Origin of the sequence: Kineosporia rhizophila, assembly GCF_021277265.1 — a bacterium.
In the GTDB taxonomy this organism is placed as follows: domain Bacteria; phylum Actinomycetota; class Actinomycetes; order Actinomycetales; family Kineosporiaceae; genus Kineosporia; species Kineosporia rhizophila.
Genome location: NZ_JAJSOH010000001.1, coordinates 386,318 through 404,689, shown reverse-complemented (window position 1 = coordinate 404,689; position 18,372 = coordinate 386,318). Strand labels below are relative to the sequence as shown.

Below are 18,372 nucleotides of genomic sequence, written 5' to 3'. Positions count from 1 at the left end.
GACGATACGGTTGCGCCCATGAGCGTCTGGGGTGTTGTTCTCGCTGGTGGCGGTGGTACCCGGTTCGGCGGGCTGAAGCAGTTCGCCGTGCTCGGCGGACAGACCCTGCTCGAGCGGGTGGTGGACATCGCGGCGCGCAGCTGCGACGGCGTTGTGGTCGTCCTGCCTGCCGGCCACGAGTGGCCGGGTAAGGGAGTGCAGGCCACCGGTGGTTCCACCCGCGCCGAGTCCGTGCGCGCCGGTCTGGCCGCCCTGCCGGAAGACGCCGAGATCGTCTGCATCACCGACGCCGCCCACCCGCTGGCCAGTCCGCTCCTCTACGACCGGGTGATCACGGCAGTGCGAGGCGGGGCCGACGCCGCCCTGCCCGGTCTCCCGCTCACCGATGCGGTGAAAAAGCTTGAGAATGATCCGGTTTCCGGCGCGGAGGGAATTCTGGGGCTGGCGGGTGCCACCACCCCGGCCGGCGGCAGTGTGTCGGCGCAGATGCCGATGGCCTTCGACCTGCCCACCCTGCGCCGGGCCCACGAGCAGATTGCAGACGCTGTCGAGGACTCGGGGATGGTGGCGGCCCTGGGTGGGCGCGTGGTGGTGGTTCCCGGTGAGCCGACCAACGTGCACGTGACCACCCCGGCCGAGCTGACCGTGGCACAGGCGCTCCTACCCCTGGTCTGACCGCTCGTCAAGACTCTCGATATGCGGCCTTCATCCTTTCGTGCGATCTTGGTCCGGCGATCAACCACGTAGGGAAGTGAGAGGTCGAACCATGGCCAGTGCCACGCCGACACGTAACGGCTCCTCCGGCGGCGAGGGTAAAGCCTCGAACGCCAAGAACACCGCCGAAGGGCTTGCCCGGCAGGCGAACTCACCCTGGCTGAAGCGGCTGGGGCAGGTCGGCGTCGCCGCCATCGGGGTCGTCTACCTGCTGCTGGCCTGGATCTCGCTCCAGGTCGCCTGGGGCAGCTCGGAGCAGAGCGCCGACAACAGCGGGGCCCTCCAGCAGGTCGCCGAACAGCCGTTCGGCAAGGCACTTCTCGTCATCATGGGGATCGGCCTGATCGGCTTCGCGGTCTGGCAGTTCCTGCTCAGCATCATCGGCCCGCCGAGCGACGACAGTGCCTTCAAGCGCCTGAGTGCCGCCGGCAAGGGCATTTTCGGTGCGCTGCTGGCCGTGCAGTCGCTGCGTCTCGGCCTCGGCGGCGGCAGCAGCAACTCCAGCGACAAGACGTCCGACTTCACCGCCGACCTGATGGGCGCTCCGGCCGGCCGGGTGCTGGTCGTGCTGCTCGGCCTGGCGGTCATCGCCTGGTCCGGCTACATGGTCTACAAGGGCGTGAAGAAGAAGTTCCTGGAGAAGCTCGAGGGTCACCCGGGCCGCAACATCACCCGCCTCGGTCAGGCCGGCTGGATCTCCCGCGGTGTCGCGTTCGGCGTGCTGGGCATCCTGTTCGTCGTGGCCGGTGTGAAGTCGCAGCCGGAAGAGGCCCGCGGCCTGGACGCGGCCCTGAAGACCCTGGCCGAGCAGCCCTTCGGCCAGTGGATCCTGACGCTGGTCGCCCTGGGCCTGGCCTGCTACGCGGTGTTCCAGCTGGTCACGGCCCGCCAGCACAAGGAAGGCTGACCACTCCACCCGAACAGGGGCGGATCGTGCCCGGCCGACGACACAAAGTCGCGGTCGTGCACGATCCGCCCCTGTTTCTCTGCGCGTAGGTACCTGATCCGCCCGAGCCGGTGGACGGCCCCCTAGCATGATCAGCACCGCTGGTGGGGGCGGGTTTCCGAGTGAAGTGAGGGCGCGACACAGTGGTCGGCACGCATCTGTCCTACCTTCAGCAGCTGGAGTCCGCGCTGCCTCCGCTGCTCACTGTGAGTAGCCTGGGCAAGTCGTTCGGGTCGCGCTCGCACCGCCTGACCGCGCTCGACGGGGTCGACCTGACGCTGTACGAGCACGAGGTGCTCACCCTGCTCGGGCCGGCCGGGTCGGGGAAGTCGGCCACGCTGGCCCTCGTCGCCGGGCTGGAGAAGCCCGACCACGGTCAGATCCTCCTGGACGGCCAGGAGGTGCCCCGGGGCAGCTCGGTCATCGGCCTGGCCGACACCGACTTCGGCCCGCGCCAGAGTGTGCGTGACGTGCTGGCCCCAGCGCTGAAAGCCCGGGGCGTGGGCCGGCGCGAGATGGACGACGAGGTCGCTTCGCTGCTCAAGCGGATCGGCCCCATCGACGATCCCGAGCTGCGTGCGGTCGAGCTGTCCCCGGCGCACCAGTTGCTCCTTGCCATGGGGCGCGAGGCCGCGGCCGGCGCCCAGGTGGTGCTGCTCGACGATCCGCTGGCACCCGTCGAGCACCCTCTGCGCGAACGCGTGCAGGACGAGATCCGGGTGGTCAGAGAAGAGTTCGGCTTCGCTCTGGTGATCGCCACGCGCGATGCCCAGCAGGCGCTGAGCCTCGGCGACCGGATCGCCGTGCTGTGGGAGGGGCGCACCGTGCAGAGCGGACCGCCGCTGGAGATCTACGAGCGGCCGGCCAACGAGTCGGTGGCCGAGCTGATCGGGGCGGTGAATCTGCTCGGGCCCGCGGTCTCGGTGCAGTTGCTCGCCCAGACAGCCACTTTCAGCGTGCGGCCGGAGAAGATCCGGGTGGTGGGGGAGGGCTACCCACTTGCGGCGGACGAGGTGCTGGCCACCGGCACGGTGCAGCGCGTGGTCTATCTGGGCGCCACCTCACGGATCACCGTGCGGCTGGATGCCGAGGGCGCCGAGATCCAGGTGCTGAGGCTGAACAGCGCTGCCCCGGAAGACATCCCGGTGCAGGCCGGGCAACCGGTCACCGTGGTCTGGCCGCGCCGCCACGCGGTGCGCTTCGCCTGAGGCCTGAGGCCTGAGGCCTAAGGCCGGATCTCGCCGGAACCGCGGGTGATCAGGCGGGTCGGCACCACATGGGTGGCCGGCGGGGCGTCGTTGCCGCCGATCCGGTCGAACAGCACGGTGGCCGCCAGCCGGCCGATCGCCGCCGGGTCCTGGGCCACCACGGTGATCCCCGGATCCAGCAGGTCGGCCAGCGGGAAGTCGTCGAAACCGACCAGCGCGACCGTGCGCTCCTTCTTCAGCTGCCGCAGGGCCCGGGCCACGCCGATGGTGACCAGGTTCTGCGCGGCGAACACGGCGGTCGGCGGCTCGGGCCGCCCCAGCAGCTCGACCGCCGCCGCCTGGGCGATGGCCTGGCTGGTCAGGTCGCTCAGCACGATCCGGGTGTCGACCGCGATCCCGGCCTCCTCCAGCGCCGCCACGTAGCCCTCGTAGCGCTGCTGGGCGGTGGTGATGTCGGCCCGGTCGCCGAGGAAGGCGATGCGCCGGTGACCGTGCTCGATCAGGTGCCGCACCCCGGCGGTGGACCCGGCCACATTGGTGGTCAGCACCGAGTCGACCTCGAGCCGCCGGGCGGCGCGGTCGATGCAGACGATGGCCGTGCCGGCCCGCACCTCGCTCTCCAGGTACGACTGGTCGTTGCTGGCCGGCGCGATGATCAGGCCGTCGGTGCGCCGGGCGCTGAACGCCCGGGTGAGCTCGCGCTCGCGCTGCGCGTCCTCGTCCAGGCTGGCGGTGAACACCATGACCCCGCGCGGGATCGCCACGTCCTCCACCGCCCGCTGCAGCGCCGAGGAGAACGGGTTCGACACGTCCTCCAGCAGCAGCCCGACGGTCGCCGTGCGCCCGCCCGCCCGCCGCAGACTGCGCGCCCCGATGTTCGGGCGGAAGTCGAGCTCGTCGATGGCGTCGCGCACCCGGCGTCCCAGGGTGCTGGAAACCCCCGGCTCCCCGTTCACCACTCGCGAAACGGTCTTGAGGCTGACCCCCGCCACGGCCGCCACGTCACGCATGGTCGGGCGTCGCCCGAGTGGTGGTTGCCCCCGTCGTGACGTTTCCTCGTGCATTCCTGCAGTCTCCGGCAGCTGGCTTTCCATGCCCGCCGCTCCCCTCGTGCCCGAGATCGACATCCCCCTGCCGAGAACCTACCGCGCGGTTGGGGCCAGGGGAGCACGTTCGCCGAACTGGCGCCCAGCGGCCGTTGACCGTTCGCGGCCGCTTACCGGAATGGGCGATGTGGCGTAACTTGTCCTGAGTAGCCCAGCACCGACAAGGAAGTCGGGAGCCGGCCCGGATGTGCCCGGGTGCGACCGGAATTGTCCGCGCCCAGAAATCTCCGGCACGGCGGCTCGACGCGTACCGAAGGAGCCGCTTCGTGCCGCGTTCAGGTGTCCGACCACGTTCCCCCGCCCGGCGACCGGCCGCCCTCGTCCTGGCCGGTGCCGCCCTGGCCCTGGCCGCCTGCTCCGGCGGCAGCGACGGTCGTCCGATCATCGGGCTGATCACCAAGACCGACACGAACCCGTTCTTCGTCACGATGAAGAAGGGCGCCCAGGCCCAGGCCGAGCAGGACGGCATCGACCTGCGCACGTTCGCCGGAAAGGTGGACGGCGACAACGAGTCGCAGGTCACCGCGATCGAGAACCTGATGGCCCTGGGGGCCGAGGGCTTCATGATCACCCCGAACGACTCGCGGGCGATCGTGCCCGCCATCGACCGGGCCAAGGAGGCCGGTCTGGCGGTGATCGCGCTGGACAGCCAGCTCGACCCGCCGGGTGCGGCCGACTCCACCTTCGCCACCGACAACTACCGGGCCGGAGAGCTGGTCGGCCAGTGGGCCAAGGCCAAGCTGGGCGACGAGGCGGCCAACGCCCGGATCGCCTTCCTCGACCTCAACTCCGACCAGGTCTCCGTGGACGTGCAGCGCGACCAGGGGTTCATGGCGGGCTTCGGGATCGACGTGGGCGACCCGAACCGGATCGGCGACGAGGACGACCCGCGCATCTCCGGGCACGACGTCACCGACGGGGCGGCCGACGGCGGGCGCACCGCGATGGAGAACCTGCTGCAGCGCGACCCCGACATCAACCTGGTCTACGCCATCAACGAGCCCGCCGCGGCCGGGGGCTACCAGGCCCTCCGAGCGGCCGGCAAGGCCGAGGACGTGGTCGTGGTGGCGATCGACGGCGGCTGCCCGGGCGTGCAGAGCGTGAAAGACGGCCAGCTGGGCGCCACCTCGCAGCAGTACCCGCTGAAGATGGCGGCCGAGGGGGTCGCCTCGATCACCGAGTTCGCCCGTAGCGGGGTCAAACCCGCGAATCCGGAGGGCCAGGACTTCACCGACACCGGAGTCACCCTGATCACCGACGATCCGCAGTCCGGCGTGGACTCCGAGGACACCACGTTCGGCACCGAGAACTGCTGGGGGTAGAGGGATGAGCACCGATACCGGTTTCGAGCAGCGGGCGCACGAGTCGCTGCGGGACAGGGTGCAGCACCGGCTGCACGCCCAGCCCACCCTGGGCCCGCTGGCGGTGCTGGGCCTGGCGGTCGTCGTCTTCTCGATCATCAACACCCGCTTCCTGCACCCCGAGAACCTCAGCCTGGTGCTGCAGCAGGTCACCGTGACCGCCCTGCTCGCCCTCGGCCAGACCCTGATCATCCTGACCGCCGGGATCGACCTGTCGGCCGGGGCGATCGCGGTGTTCTCCTCGATCCTGATGGCGAACCTGGCCTACGACGCGGGCTTTCCGGGGCTGATCGCGTTGCTGGCGGGCCTGGCGTTCGGCACTGCGATGGGGGCGTTCAACGGGGTGCTGGTGACCGCGGTCAAACTGCCGCCGTTCATCGTCACCCTCGGCACCCTGTCCATCTTCTTCGCCCTGAACTCGGTGGTCTCCGGCAGCGAGACGGTCCGGGGCACCGACCTGCCCGGCATCATGACCTGGACCGGCGAGACCATCCCGATCGGCAGCTTCCGTCTGACCTACGGATCCATCATCATGTTGCTGCTGTTCGGGTTCTTCTTCTACCTGCTGGCGCACACCGCGTGGGGGAAACACGTCCGCGCCGCCGGCGACGACATCGAGGCCGCGCGGCTGGCCGGTATCCGAACCGGGCGCGTCCTGCTGTCGGTCTACACCGTGGCCGGGGCGATCTACGCGGTCGCCGCCTGGGTCCTGATCGGCCGCCTGGCCAGCGCCGACCCGAACGTGGGCACGGAGTACAACCTCGACTCGATCACCGCCGTGGTGCTCGGCGGGACCAGCCTTTTCGGTGGCCGGGGCGGGGTGGTCGGCACGCTCGTCGGGGCGCTGATCGTCGGCGTGTTCCGTAACGGGCTGGTGCTGGCCGGAGTCCAGGTGGTCTGGCAGGGCTTCGCGATCGGCCTGCTGGTCCTGCTCGCGGTCACCATCGATCAATGGATCCGGAAGGTGAGGGCATGAGTACCGAGACGCCCGCGGAGGGCGAGAGGCTGCACCGGGTGGAGATGACCGGGCCGACCCCGGTGATGCGGGCCCGGAACCTGGTCAAACGCTACGGCCGGGTGACCGCGCTGAACGGCTCCGACCTCGACCTGTACCCGGGCGAGATCCTGGCCGTGATCGGCGACAACGGGGCCGGCAAGTCCAGCCTGATCAAGGCGCTGTCGGGAGCGCTGGTACCGGATACCGGCGAGATCTGGCTGGACGGGGAGCAGGTGAACTTCCGGAGCCCGATGGACGCCCGGCAGGCCGGGATCGAGACGGTCTACCAGACCCTGGCGGTGGCTCCCGGCCTGGACATCGCCGACAACCTGTTCCTGGGCCGGGAACTGCGCAAGCCCGGTCCGCTGGGCTCGGTGCTGCGGATGCTCGACCGCAAACAGATGCGCACCGAGGCGCAGCGGCACATGAGCGAACTCGGCATCGCCACCCTGCAGAACATCGGCCAAGCGGTGGAGAGCCTGTCCGGCGGTCAGCGGCAGGGCGTGGCGGTGGCCCGGTCGGCCGCCTTTGGCAGCAAGGTGGTGATCCTCGACGAGCCCACCGCGGCGCTCGGGGTCAAGGAGGGCAACCGGGTACTCCAGCTGATCCGCGACGTCCGCGACCGCGGCCTGCCGGTGATCCTGATCAGCCACAACATGCCGCACGTGTTCGAGGTCGCCGACCGCATCCACATCCAGCGGCTGGGCCGGCGGGTCGCGGGGGTCACCCCGTCGTCGCACTCGATGTCCGACACGGTCGCGATCATGACCGGGGCCGCGCCACCTCCTCCCAACCCATGAAACAGATTAAAGACGTCGGTGGGCACCTTGGTGCCCACCGACGTCCCTAGTTTGTGTGAAAGTCAGCGACCTGCGCGCACATACCGCCGGGTGCACAGCGGCACGAACACCGCAAGCAACCCCAGAGCCCAGACGATGGACGCGGTGACCGGGTTCTCGAGGGGCCAGGCACCGCCCGTGGGGGCAGTCGGGTTGCCGAACAGTTCGCGCAGCGCGGCGGCGACGGCGCTGAGCGGATTCCATTCGGCGATCGTGGCCAGCCAGGCCGGCATACCGCCGGTCGGCACGAACACGTTCGAGACCATCCCCAGCGGGATCGCCAGGATCGCCGCCTGCCCGGCCGTCTCCTCGTCGTCGAAGAGGTAGCCCAGGAACATCCCGATCCAGCTGGCGGCGAACTGGAACAGCAGCAGGATCAGCACCGCCAGCAGGGCGTCGGCCAGGCCACCCCGGATCCGCCAGCCCACGGCCAGGCCGCAGAGCATCATGATCGAGAAGCTGATCGTGCCGTAGACCAGTGTGGCCAGGGCACTTCCGGCCGGGATGGCGACCCGGCGGACAGGCAGCGAGCGGAAGCGGTCGGTCAGGCCGGAGTGATTGTCCTTGGCCGCGCTGACCATTGAGGGAACGATGTTGGAGGCGGTCATGACCAGCAGCCCGGGCAGCAGGAACTCGCGGTAGGTGGCGCCGCCGGTGCCCGCGCCGGGAACGGTGATGGCGCCGCCGAAGATGAACCCGAAGATCAGCACCAGCACGATCGGCGCGGTGACCAGGACCAGGATGAAGGCCGGATTGCGGATCACCGAGGTGAGCAGGCGCTCGGCGGCGGGCAGGGCGTCCCTCATCGCAGGCTCCCCTCTCGTGCGGTCAGTTTCAGGAACACCTCGTCGAGCGTGGGCCGGCGGATCCCGGCGTCCTGCACGGGTATTCCGAGTTCGTCCAGGTGCCGCACCAGGCGGGGCAGCGTGAGCGACCCGGTCGGCACGGTCGCCGAGACCCGGTTGTCCTGGACGGCCAGATCCTGCCCACCGAGCGATCTCACGGCTTCCTGAGCCGGGTTCAGCTGCTCGGCGGAGGCAAGCAGTACCTCCACCCGGGAACCAGCCAGGTCTTTCAGCTGCGGGGGGTGCCGTGGGCGATCTCGCGGCCGGCGTCGATGATCACCACGTCGTCGGCCAGCCGGTCCGCCTCTTCCAGGTACTGCGTGGTGAGCAGAACAGTGGTGCCCGCGGCGGCGAGATCGCTCACTGTGGAATGGATCTCGTCGCGGCTGCGGGGATCCAGGCCGGTGGTCGGCTCGTCCAGGAACAGCACCGGCGGGCGGGTGATCAGGCTGGCGATCAGGTCGAGCCGCCGCCGCATCCCGCCCGACCACGTCTTCACCAGCCGGTCCGCCGCCTCGGTCAGCCCGAACTGCTCGAGCAGCTCCGCCGCCCGGGCCCGCGCGGCCCGGCGGCTCAGATGGTGCATCTGGCCGAGGATGAACAGGTTGTCCCGCCCGGTCAGCGCATCGTCCACCGCCGCGTGCTGCCCGGCCAGGCCGATGTTCTGCCGCACCTGCTGGGCCTGCTCGACCACGTCGAAGCCACAGATCCGCGCGCTGCCGGAGTCGGGCCGGGCGAGTGTGGCCAGAATCCGGATCGCGGTGGTCTTGCCCGCGCCGTTCGGTCCGAGCAGAGCGCAGACCGTCCCCTCCGCGACGGACAGATCCAGCGAATCCAGTGCCCGCACCTCTCCGTACCCCCGGCCCAGCCCAGCGGCCTCGATCACGCTCCCCATGCGCCCTCCCTTAACTGCGATCGGTGTTCGCGGTTCTTAGTGAACCATACTGCGGCCGCTGTTCGCAGTTTCTCTGGTGCGCGAAGATGAACACGTGCCCGACCCCGACCTGCCGATCTGGAAGCGCTCCGAAAGGGGTGCCCGCGGCCCCGCGCCGGAGCACAGCCGCGCCTCGATCGCCGAGGCCACCATGAAGCTGGCCGACGCCGAGGGGCTGAAGGCGGTCTCGATCCGCAAGGCGGCGGCCGCCGTCGGCATCGCCCCGGCCTCGCTCTACCGCTACGTGGCCAGCCGCGACGAGCTCCTGGCGCTGATGAGCGACGCCTGCCTGCGCACCCTCGAACTACCGGCCACCCCCACCGGCCGGGGCTGGCGGGCCGACCTGCTGGACATCGGCCGGGCCCTGCGGCAGGCCTTCCGCGAGCACCCCTGGTTCCTGGAAGTGATGATGACCGGCCGGGTGAACACCGCCATGCTCGGGCCGGCGATGATCGACTACACCGAGCGCGTGGTGGCCGCGCTGGCCGAGGTGCCGGCCTCGGGTCAGGCCAAGATGGAGACGGCGGCGATCTTCAACGGGGTGGTCGGGCTCTTCGCGATGGACGAGGCCGCCGCCAACAGCAACACCAGCCCCGAGGCACAGCTGGCCAACGCCGCCTACCTGGCCGAGCAGATCGGCGACGGCCGCCACCCCTACCTGGCCGCGATCGTCTCCGCTCCGCCGCCCCCCGACGCGCTGGCCCGCAAGAGCGCCGACGACCTGTTCGGCCGGGTCCTGATCAACACGATGAGCGGGCTGCTCGGGGTGGCCCCCGACGAAAGGCACACGCAATGACGTGGGAACAGCAGCGGGTCTCGTTCGACGCCAACGCCACCACCTACGACAGCATCCGTCCCGGCTGGCCCGCGCCGACCGTCCGCTGGCTGACCGGGACGTCGGATCGGCACCTCGACGTGATCGACCTCGGGGCGGGCACCGGCAAGCTCACCCGCACCCTGGTCGACCTGGGCCACCGGGTCACCGCGGTCGAGCCCAGCCCGGGCATGTACCAGGTACTCCTCACCGCGGTTCCCCAGGCCGCTGCGCTGCAGGCCCCGGCCGAGCAGATCCCGCTGCCCGACCACAGCGCCGACGTGGTCACCGTGGCCCAGGCCTGGCACTGGTTCCAGCAGCCGCAGGCGGCGCTGGAGATCGCCCGGGTGCTGCGGCCGGGCGGGTTGCTGGCGGTGGCCTGGCACGAGCGGGACACCGATGTGCCCTGGGTGCGGGAACTGAACGAGATCGCCGGTCTGGCGCGGACCGAGCAGGCCGGTGGCCGGGTTCACGCCGGCGACACGGTGGTCGAGCTCCCCGAACCGTTCGGCCCCCTGGAACACGCCGAGTTCGAGTACCAGCTGTCGCTGACCCCCGGCGCGCTGAGTGAGCTGGCCTCGAGCTGGTCCTACGTGGACACCCACCCCCAGCGCGCCGAAATCGTCGAGCGCATCGAGCGGCTGGGCGAACGGGTGGCGGCCGAACAGGGCACGCCGCAGGAACTCGCGCTGCCCCATCGCACGCACTGTTACCGGGCCCGCACCCAGGTGGGCTGACCCGTTCGGGGGCCCACCCCCGTCCATTGTTTGCTCTGAAGGCCCTCACCCGCCCGGCCGCTAAGGCAACCCGGACGGATGCCGACAGGCAGGCCAATGGACGCCCAGACCCTTCTCCTGCTCCGACGAGCCACTTACGGACCGACCCCGGCGCTGCTGGCCGAGGCGCAGAAGATGGGCCGCAAGGCCTGGCTGGACCGCCAGCTCACGCCCGCGCAGATCCCGGACAGCTACGTGGAGGGCATCCTCGGCCGCTTCCCCCGGGTGAAGTGGCCGATCGCCAAGATCCGCCAGGAGTACGCCAAGAACTTCGGATCCTGGGACGTCATGCTGGAACTCACCCGGGCCACCATGGTCCGGGCGATCTGGAGCGAGCGCCAGCTGTTCGAGCTGATGGTCGAGTTCTGGTCCAACCACCTCAATGTCACCTGCCCTTCCGGCGACGTCTGGGACTCGCGCGCCGACTACGACCGGGTGATCCGCGAGCACACCTTCGGCCGGTTCGGCGACCTGCTGGTGGCGGCCAGCCTGCACCCCGCGATGCAGAGCTATCTCGACAACGCCTCCTCCACCAAGGATCACCCGAACGAGAACCAGGGCCGCGAGCTGCTGGAACTGCACACCGTCGGGGTCGGGACCGGGTACACCGAGGACGACGTGAAGGACAGTGCGCGCATCCTGACCGGTTTCGGCACCGACGGTTCCGGCGAGGCCACCTACCGCCCCAAACGTCATTTCGTCGGCCCGGTAGGCGTTCTCGGTTTCTCGGATCCCAACCCGACCGCCGAGGGCGGTCAGGAACTGGCCGTGAGGTACCTGAACTACCTGGCGCGGCACGAGAACACCGCCCGGCAGCTGGCCTACAAGCTGTGCCTGCGGTTCGTCGCCGACAACCCGCCCGCCGCACTGGTGACCCGGCTCGCCGAGACCTACCTGGCGAACGACACCGCGATCGTCCCGGTTCTGCGAGAGTTGTTCGGCAGCAGGGAGTTCGCCACCTCATCAGGTCAGAAGCTGCGCCGGCCGTACGAGGATCTGGTGGCCACTATGCGCATCCTCGGGATGAAGCCGGACGCCAAGGGCACCGAAGGCATCGAGAGCCTGCACTGGATGATCCTGGACATGGGCCACTGCCCGCTCTACTGGGGGCCGCCGAACGGTTATCCCGACGTGGCCAGTGCCTGGCAGTCACCGGCGGGAACGTTGGCGCGCTGGAACTCGCACCTCAACATCGCAGCTCGGTTCTGGCCGAAAACCCTGGTCGGCCCGAATCTCTCGGCGATGATCCCGAACCCCCGGCCGGCCACGCACGGGGCGCTGATCAACGTTCTCTCCGAGCGGCTGCTGCAACGCAAGGCCACCCAGGTCCAGCAGGTCGCGATCTGCGACTTCCTCTCCGACGAGTGGCACCGGATCACCCCCGCGAGTCCGGTCAAGAAGGACAGTGTGATCATCGGCTGGCGGCTGCCGTACGTGGTGAGTCTGCTGCTCGACTCACCTGCGCACGCACTTCGTTAGAGCTTGAGGACGCTGGTGGGCCTCGCAGGTGGCCCGGCTCACTTCGGTTCCACTCAGGTAGCGGCGACGACGACCGACAGGTCGGCAGTAGCACCGATGTGACCCGACGCCCCGCCGATCCGACGACATCCGCCGCCAGACCGACTCGACGCCTGAGGACACCACCACCTGCATGAGTACCCTCTCCGACTGCCAGTGCCCCGACGCCGCCTCCACCGGACTCTCGCGCCGCAGCCTGCTGCGCGGCCTGGCCACCGCCGGTGCCCTGGGCGGGGTGATGACGGCCGTGGACGGCTTCAACGCCCAGTTCGCCTTCGCCGCGAGCCCCGCCGCCTATACCGGCGACGTGCTGGTGGTGCTCTCGCTGCGGGGTGGCTTCGACGGCCTGAACGCGGTCGTGCCGATCGGTGACCCGGCCTACCTCGAGGCCCGCCCCACGATCGGTGTCCCGGAGCGCTCGCTGATCCCGGCCGGGGGCATCTTCGGCCTGCACCCGGCCCTGGCCCCGCTGAAGAAGTTCTGGGACGCGGGCACTTTCGGCGCCGTGCACGCGGTGGGCCAGGACAACCCGACCCGGTCGCACTTCCAGGCCATGCAGGAGCTGGAGCGCGCGGCGCCCGGCTCCAGCCTGCGCACCGGCTGGCTGGACCGCACGCTCGGCAGCCGCGCCCGGGGCACGATCTTCCAGGCCTCGCAGGTCGGGTCCAACGAGGTGCCGCTGGCCCTGGCCGGGCCCTCGGCCGAGATGGCCATGGGCAGCCTGGACTCCTTCACCATCGCCGGTGCCTGGGACACCGCCGAGCGCAAGCGCTGGACCAAGGCCCTGACCGCGATGAACGCCGGCGCCCCGGCCTCGATCGCCGCCCCGGCCCAGGCCACCCTCGGCGCCACCAGCACCACCGCGGCCCTGGCGGCCGCCAAGTACACCCCGGCCGGCGGGGCCCGCTACCCGAAGGACTCGGCGCTCGGCAAGGCCCTGCGCGACGTGGCCCGGATGATCAAGGCCGACGTGGGCCTGCAGGTGGCCTGCGTGGACGAGGGCGACTGGGACATGCACGCGAACATGGGCTCGGCCGACAGCGGCTGGATGCACGACCATCTGAACGACCTCGCCCAGGCCCTCGCCGCCTTCGCCACCGACCTGGGCAGCCGGTTCAGGAAGGTCACCGTGGTCACGCTCTCGGAGTTCGGCCGCCGGGTGGTCGAGAACGGCTCCGGCGGGGTGGATCACGGGCACGGCAATGCGGTGCTGCTGCTGGGCGGCGGGGTGAACGGCGGCCGGGTGCACGGCCGCTGGCCCGGCCTGGCCGACGGTGACCTGGTGGACGGCGACCTGGCCGGCACCACCGACTACCGCGCGATCCTCGGCGAGATCCTGCAGAAACGCTGCGGGGCCGGATCGCTGTCGCAGATCTTCCCCGGGCTGCAGGGGGTTTCGCCGCTCGGGGTGATGAAGGCGGCCTGAGGGAGGCGCTCCCGATTGGGGCGTCGGCCCGCTAGGGCACAAAATGAGCACGTGGTGGTGAGGAAACGCAAGATCGATACGGCGGTGGGGCGTGGTGCCCTGGCGGCGTGGGCGGCCGAGCCCACGGGGGTGCCGCGGGCCACTCTGGCCAATGCGGTGCGGTTCACCCTCGAGGAGATCGCCGCCCGGGCGCCGGGGCCGACCACCGAGGTGCGGGTGCCGCCCTTCGGGGCCGTGCAGTGCATCGAGGGGCCGCGGCACACCCGGGGTACCCCGCCGAACGTGGTCGAGACCGATCCGCAGACCTGGCTGGAGCTCGTCTCCGGCCGGCTGAGCTGGGCCGACGCCGCATACAACGGACGGGTGCGGGCCAGTGGGCAGCGCGCCGACCTGTCCGATCTGCTGCCGCTCGGCGGTCTCCTCTCCGAGACTTCCCGGTAGTCGGTACCGTCGTGGGGTGGCTGAGAGCAAGGGACTGTCCGTGAGCCCGATCGACGAGGACGACACGACCGGCGCGGCCGGGCCGGCTGAACCGAGCGAGCCGGAGGCTCCTGAGGTGACGCCTGAGGCCGAGGCGCCGGAGCCGGCCGGGTACCGCCTGCGGCGGGCCCCGCGTTACCGTGCGTTCGGATTCACAGGCGTGCTCGTGGGCGTCCTCCTCGGTGCGGTGCTGGCTCTGTCGTTCGAGGCCACCAGCACCTACTCCGAGCGCACCATTCTGGGCTATTTCGTGGCCATTTTCGGCCTGCTGGGCGCCCTGTTCGGCTGCGGTCTGGCCGTTCTCCTGGACCGCCGGAAGGGCTGATCCGCAAGCGCGCCGGGCCGGTCGGGCGAGGGTCTGTCCTTCCGGCCGATGCTGCGACCTCCTCCGGATGTGCGACACTCGATGACGTGGCGCGCGGCGACGGACGGCTTTCGCACGAACTACTTCCCGGCGAGAAGGGCCCGCAGGACGCCTGCGGAGTCTTCGGAGTCTGGGCCCCCGGTGAAGAAGTGGCGAAACTGGCCTATTACGGCCTGTACGCACTTCAGCACCGCGGCCAGGAGGCAGCGGGCATCGCCGTCAGCAACGGCAAGCAACTGCTGGTCTACAAGGACATCGGCCTGGTCTCCCAGGTCTTCGACGAGACCTCTCTCGACTCCCTGCGTGGGCACATCGCGGTCGGTCACGCCCGCTACAGCACCACCGGCGGCTCGACCTGGCAGAACGCCCAGCCCACGCTGGGCGACACGGCCGCCGGCACGGTGGCCCTGGCGCACAACGGCAACCTGGTCAACGGGCACGAGCTGCGCGAGCTGGTGGCGCAGCGCTACGGCACGCCCGACCGGGGCGAGATCGTCAACGGCAACACCACCGACACCGCCCTGGTGACCGCCCTTCTCGCGGGTGACCCGGATCACACGCTGGAAACCACTGCGCTGGACGTGCTCCCGCACCTGCGTGGGGCCTTCAGCTTCGTCTTCATGGACGAGCACACCCTCTACGGCGCCCGTGACCCGCACGGGGTGCGCCCGCTGGTCATCGGCAAGCTCGAGACCGGCTGGGTGATCGCCTCCGAGACGGCCGCGCTGGACATCGTCGGCGCCGCGTTCGTGCGGGAGGTCGAGCCGGGCGAGTTCATCGCGATCGACGCCGACGGCCTGCGCTCCCAGCGCTTCGCCGAGGCCAAGCCGACCGGCTGCATCTTCGAGTACGTGTACCTGGCCCGGCCCGACACCACGATCAACGGCAAGGTGGTGCACGAGGCCCGGGTCGACATGGGCCGCAAGCTGGCCCAGGAGCACCCGGTCGAGGCCGACCTGGTCATCCCGGTGCCCGAGTCCGGCACCCCGGCCGCGGTGGGCTACGCCCAGGAGTCGGGCATCCCGTTCAGCCAGGGCCTGGTGAAGAACGCCTACGTCGGGCGCACGTTCATCCAGCCCAGCCAGACCATCCGGCAGCTGGGCATCCGGCTGAAGCTGAACCCGCTGAAGAACGTGATCAAGGGCAAGCGCCTGGTCGTGGTCGACGACTCGATCGTGCGCGGCAACACCCAGCGGGCCCTGGTCCGGATGCTGCGCGAGGCCGGCGCCGCCGAGATCCACGTGCGCATCTCCTCGGCCCCGGTCACCTGGCCGTGCTTCTACGGCATCGACTTCGCCAGCCGGGCCGAGCTGATCGCCAGCGGGCTGGGCGTGGAGGAGATCCGCGCCAGTATCGGCGCCGACTCGCTGGGCTACATCTCGCTGGACGGCATGGTCGAGGCCACCGAGCAGAAGCGTGAGCGGTTGTGCACCGCCTGCTTCACCGGCGAGTACCCGATCGAGCTGCCCGACTCCGAGCACCTGGGCAAGCACGCCCTGGAGCAGCAGCCGCAGCTCCCTCTCGGCCTGGAGATCTCGCAGCGCGACCGCGCGCCGCAGGGCCACCGCGACGCCGAAGGTGTCTCCACCGGCCTGGCCGGCGGCGCCGTCGACGCGCTCTCCCGTCCCTGACGAACGTCAGCCTCCGTCCTCCGGCGTAGACCGTTCCTCCCGTCCCCGCGACGGTGACGACGACGGTCCGTCGGCCGTTGAACCAAGTAAGGTGATCATTGTGGCTTCAGCCGAGCCGGGTACCACGGCCCTGACCTATGCCTCCGCCGGTGTCGACACCGAGGCCGGTGACCGGGCGGTCGAGCTGATGAAGGCGTCGGTGCGGCGCACCCACGGCCCCGAGGTCCTGGGCGGCCTGGGCGGCTTCGCCGGCCTGTACGACGCAAGTTTCCTGACCAGGTACCAGCGGCCGCTGCTGGCCACCAGCACCGACGGCGTGGGCACGAAGATCGCCATCGCCCGGGCCCTGGACATCCACGACACGATCGGGATCGACCTGGTCGGCATGGTGGTGGACGACATCGTCGTGTGCGGGGCCCGTCCGCTCTTCATGACCGACTACATCGCGGTCGGCAAGGTCGTGCCGGAGCGCATCGCGGCCATCGTCAGCGGCATCGCCAAGGGCTGTGAGCTGGCCGGTACGGCGCTGGTCGGCGGCGAGACGGCCGAACACCCGGGTCTGATGGCGGCGGACGAGTACGACGTCGCCGGGGCGGCGACCGGGGTGGTCGAGGCCGAGTCGGTGCTCTCACCCGAGCGGGTGCGGGTCGGCGACGTGGTGATCGGCCTGGCCTCGTCCGGTCTGCACTCCAACGGCTACTCCCTGGTGCGTGGCGTGCTGAAGCAGGCCGGCTGGTCGCTGGAGCGGGAGGTGCCCGAGCTCGGCCGCACCATCGGCCAGGAGCTGCTGGAGCCCACCCGGATCTACACCGCCGACGTCCTGGCCGCGGCCGAGGCGCTGGGCCACGACCTGCACGCGGTGTCACACGTCACCGGGGGCGGGCTCGCGGCCAACCTCGCCCGGGTCCTGCCGGCGGGCACCAGCGCCGTCCTCGAGCGCTCCACCTGGGCCCCGCAGCCGGTCTTCGACCTGATCATGAAGCTCGGTTCGGTGCCGCTGCTGGACGCCGAGGGCACGTTCAACCTCGGGGTGGGCATGGTCCTGGTGGTCGATCCGGCCGTGGCCGACCGCGCGCTGGAGATCTTCGCCGGCCGCAACCTTCCCGCCTGGGTACTGGGGCAGGTCTCGGCGCCCGACGGGCAGACCGGCGAAGGCACCGTCCAGGGCACCAAGGGTGTGGACGGCGGTTCGGTCCGGCTGGTCGGGGAGTACCGCGGCGCCTGAGCGGCGGCTCAGGCGGTAGGCGGCAGGTACGCGGGCATGAGAAAGACGGATTCGGCACCCGAAGGTGCCGGACCCGTCTCGAGCATGGAAAGACCAGCCACCTCGTCATGGCAGGTCAGCATGCGTACTTCTCATCGCCTGGTGCAGACGACCTGTGCTCAGGAAGACCAGCTGTCCACCGGAGTCACCTTGACAGACTCGATCCCCGGCACCCGACGGGCACCGGGGATCGAGTCAGTAGTCAATGACGACGACCGTTGGATGCCCAGTCCGCGTACTCGTCATATTCGCCGTCGTCTTCGCGCCCGGCATCCGTGTCGTCCACGGGCGGGCTCGAGCGATGGTCCCCATGGCCGAGTTCCCTCTGTAAGGCGTCATAGTCGGTGCTGGGGCTGTAGTACTTCAGCTCCCTAGCGACCTTCGTCTGCTTGGCCTTCTGACGGCCGCGCCCCATGGCGTCGACCCCCTTAAACGTCGACCCGGCGCAGGCGCACATGGCGCGGCCCCGGAGTGGTCATCAGTCTCTCGTGACGCCAAACGCTACATCGTCTGGTGCGGTTCCGGCATCCCGGTTGGAACGGCTTACCCACCCAGGGGAAGCCGTGACCCGTTTGCCGACCGCGGGCTTGCACTGCCCATCCTACGTGCAACCTGCGTGGGACGCTCACCCCGCCGCTCCGGGAGAGCCCGGCCGGCTCGTTGTTGCCTGTCCGGGCAGTGGCCGGTCTCACATGACGGGCGGGGGCAGCGATCGGCGCTTCCGCATGGTTTGATAGCTATGTCCTAATCGTAGGCAACACGCCGCGAAGCTGTTCGCGATCGCCGGGGGGTCGGCTCGTGGTCACCAGCGATAGACCGTGAGTCAGGCGTCACTCACAGGTGTCACTTCACTCAGAAGTCGTACCGTGACGCTTCGTCCTCTTCGGATCTGAGAATATGGATCTGAGTGCTTCGGGGATGCTCCACACAGTGATGGCTGATTTAGTGGGGTACACGCCGCTCTCGAGGGGATTTGCTGTGGTCTGGCCAAGAACGTCCAGCCCGGTTGCGGGGCATGTAGGCGGTGTTCGGCAGGCAGATCGCCTATCGAGGGAGTGCTCACGAGAGCGAAGGTTAGAACCGACCCGCGTGGCGTGTCGGATGGGCCACATTCGTGGTTCGATCACTGTAAGGTGCCATGCCGTGACC

At 70.0% G+C, this 18,372-nt stretch carries 17 protein-coding genes and 1 pseudogene; 14 read left to right on the top strand and 4 right to left on the bottom strand.

The window, feature by feature from the left end; translation table 11 throughout:
* The first annotated feature begins 18 nt into the window (after positions 1-18).
* From LWF15_RS01860 to LWF15_RS01850, 3 genes are all read left to right on the top strand, one after another.
* Entirely contained in the window at positions 19-675 is a 657-nt protein-coding gene (locus LWF15_RS01860; RefSeq protein ID WP_232808553.1) for an IspD/TarI family cytidylyltransferase, read from the top strand.
* A 91-nt stretch (positions 676-766) separates the two neighbouring features.
* On the top strand, positions 767-1,621 hold the full coding sequence (locus LWF15_RS01855) for a DUF1206 domain-containing protein (protein WP_232808552.1): 855 nt from the start codon (positions 767-769) through the stop codon (positions 1,619-1,621).
* Between the two features lie 182 nt (positions 1,622-1,803).
* Entirely contained in the window at positions 1,804-2,868 is a 1,065-nt protein-coding gene (locus LWF15_RS01850) for an ABC transporter ATP-binding protein (RefSeq protein ID WP_232808551.1), read from the top strand.
* 17 nt (positions 2,869-2,885) lie between these two features.
* Here LWF15_RS01850 and LWF15_RS01845 read toward each other — a convergent pair whose 3' ends face one another.
* Positions 2,886-3,878 carry a LacI family DNA-binding transcriptional regulator gene (locus tag LWF15_RS01845; RefSeq protein ID WP_269809417.1) on the bottom strand — a complete coding sequence of 331 codons (993 nt, stop codon included), beginning with the start codon at positions 3,876-3,878 and terminating at the stop codon, positions 2,886-2,888.
* 362 nt (positions 3,879-4,240) lie between these two features.
* Here LWF15_RS01845 and LWF15_RS01840 point away from each other — a divergent pair, with 362 nt between their 5' ends.
* Genes LWF15_RS01840 through LWF15_RS01830 form a run of 3 tightly spaced genes read left to right on the top strand, consistent with a single transcriptional unit; the run spans position 4,241 to position 7,132 of the window.
* A complete protein-coding gene (locus LWF15_RS01840) occupies positions 4,241-5,296 on the top strand; it encodes a sugar ABC transporter substrate-binding protein (RefSeq protein WP_232808549.1) in 1,056 nt (351 codons plus the stop codon).
* Positions 5,297-5,300: 4 nt separating this feature from the next.
* Positions 5,301-6,311 (top strand): ABC transporter permease, encoded by a 1,011-nt coding sequence (locus tag LWF15_RS01835; RefSeq protein ID WP_232808548.1) that lies wholly within the window; start codon positions 5,301-5,303, stop codon positions 6,309-6,311.
* 44 nt (positions 6,312-6,355) lie between these two features.
* Entirely contained in the window at positions 6,356-7,132 is a 777-nt protein-coding gene (locus tag LWF15_RS01830; RefSeq protein ID WP_408622474.1) for an ATP-binding cassette domain-containing protein, read from the top strand.
* Positions 7,133-7,194: 62 nt separating this feature from the next.
* On the opposite strand, the gene LWF15_RS01825 is transcribed toward LWF15_RS01830, so the two are convergent.
* A complete protein-coding gene (locus LWF15_RS01825) occupies positions 7,195-7,977 on the bottom strand; it encodes an ABC transporter permease (protein WP_232808546.1) in 783 nt (260 codons plus the stop codon).
* A pseudogene (locus tag LWF15_RS01815) lies at positions 7,974-8,911 on the bottom strand (ATP-binding cassette domain-containing protein). Before LWF15_RS01815 ends, LWF15_RS01825 begins: the two are co-directional and overlap by 4 nt.
* A 94-nt stretch (positions 8,912-9,005) precedes the next feature.
* Between LWF15_RS01815 and LWF15_RS01810 the strand changes: the two are divergent.
* From LWF15_RS01810 to purM, 8 genes are all read left to right on the top strand, one after another.
* A complete protein-coding gene (locus tag LWF15_RS01810; protein WP_232808543.1) occupies positions 9,006-9,746 on the top strand; it encodes a TetR/AcrR family transcriptional regulator in 741 nt (246 codons plus the stop codon).
* Positions 9,743-10,501, top strand: coding sequence for a class I SAM-dependent methyltransferase (locus LWF15_RS01805; protein WP_232808542.1), 759 nt, complete (start codon positions 9,743-9,745; stop codon positions 10,499-10,501). Before LWF15_RS01810 ends, LWF15_RS01805 begins: the two co-directional genes overlap by 4 nt.
* 96 nt (positions 10,502-10,597) lie before the next feature.
* Positions 10,598-12,019: a DUF1800 domain-containing protein gene (locus tag LWF15_RS01800; RefSeq protein WP_232808541.1), complete on the top strand. Its 1,422-nt coding sequence runs from the start codon at positions 10,598-10,600 to the stop codon at positions 12,017-12,019.
* A 172-nt stretch (positions 12,020-12,191) separates the two neighbouring features.
* The gene (locus LWF15_RS01795; protein WP_232808540.1) at positions 12,192-13,484 is read left to right on the top strand and encodes a DUF1501 domain-containing protein; all 1,293 of its coding nucleotides are present in this window, start codon (positions 12,192-12,194) and stop codon (positions 13,482-13,484) included.
* A 51-nt stretch (positions 13,485-13,535) separates the two neighbouring features.
* Positions 13,536-13,925 carry a sterol carrier family protein gene (locus LWF15_RS01790; protein WP_285616581.1) on the top strand — a complete coding sequence of 130 codons (390 nt, stop codon included), beginning with the start codon at positions 13,536-13,538 and terminating at the stop codon, positions 13,923-13,925.
* 16 nt (positions 13,926-13,941) lie between these two features.
* Positions 13,942-14,289 (top strand): hypothetical protein, encoded by a 348-nt coding sequence (locus LWF15_RS01785; protein WP_232808538.1) that lies wholly within the window; start codon positions 13,942-13,944, stop codon positions 14,287-14,289.
* Positions 14,290-14,375: 86 nt separating this feature from the next.
* Positions 14,376-15,959: an amidophosphoribosyltransferase gene (gene purF / locus LWF15_RS01780; RefSeq protein ID WP_232808537.1), complete on the top strand. Its 1,584-nt coding sequence runs from the start codon at positions 14,376-14,378 to the stop codon at positions 15,957-15,959.
* Positions 15,960-16,059: 100 nt separating this feature from the next.
* A complete protein-coding gene (gene purM, locus LWF15_RS01775; RefSeq protein WP_232808536.1) occupies positions 16,060-17,184 on the top strand; it encodes a phosphoribosylformylglycinamidine cyclo-ligase in 1,125 nt (374 codons plus the stop codon).
* Between the two features lie 241 nt (positions 17,185-17,425).
* On the opposite strand, the gene LWF15_RS01770 is transcribed toward purM, so the two are convergent.
* On the bottom strand, positions 17,426-17,638 hold the full coding sequence (locus LWF15_RS01770; RefSeq protein ID WP_232808535.1) for a DUF3073 domain-containing protein: 213 nt from the start codon (positions 17,636-17,638) through the stop codon (positions 17,426-17,428).
* Positions 17,639-18,372 lie beyond the last annotated feature (734 nt).

Bases quoted from the DNA above. Each gene is read 5' to 3' on its own strand.
- LWF15_RS01860 (WP_232808553.1), top strand. From the start codon at position 19: ATGAGCGTCTGGGGTGTTGTTCTCGCTGGTGGCGGTGGTACCCGGTTC.
- LWF15_RS01855 (WP_232808552.1), top strand. From the start codon at position 767: ATGGCCAGTGCCACGCCGACACGTAACGGCTCCTCCGGCGGCGAGGGT.
- LWF15_RS01845 (WP_269809417.1), bottom strand. From the start codon at position 3,878: ATGCGTGACGTGGCGGCCGTGGCGGGGGTCAGCCTCAAGACCGTTTCG.
- LWF15_RS01835 (WP_232808548.1), top strand. From the start codon at position 5,301: ATGAGCACCGATACCGGTTTCGAGCAGCGGGCGCACGAGTCGCTGCGG.
- LWF15_RS01830 (WP_408622474.1), top strand. From the start codon at position 6,356: ATGACCGGGCCGACCCCGGTGATGCGGGCCCGGAACCTGGTCAAACGC.
- LWF15_RS01825 (WP_232808546.1), bottom strand. From the start codon at position 7,977: ATGAGGGACGCCCTGCCCGCCGCCGAGCGCCTGCTCACCTCGGTGATC.
- LWF15_RS01805 (WP_232808542.1), top strand. From the start codon at position 9,743: ATGACGTGGGAACAGCAGCGGGTCTCGTTCGACGCCAACGCCACCACC.
- LWF15_RS01800 (WP_232808541.1), top strand. From the start codon at position 10,598: ATGGACGCCCAGACCCTTCTCCTGCTCCGACGAGCCACTTACGGACCG.
- LWF15_RS01795 (WP_232808540.1), top strand. From the start codon at position 12,192: ATGAGTACCCTCTCCGACTGCCAGTGCCCCGACGCCGCCTCCACCGGA.
- LWF15_RS01770 (WP_232808535.1), bottom strand. From the start codon at position 17,638: ATGGGGCGCGGCCGTCAGAAGGCCAAGCAGACGAAGGTCGCTAGGGAG.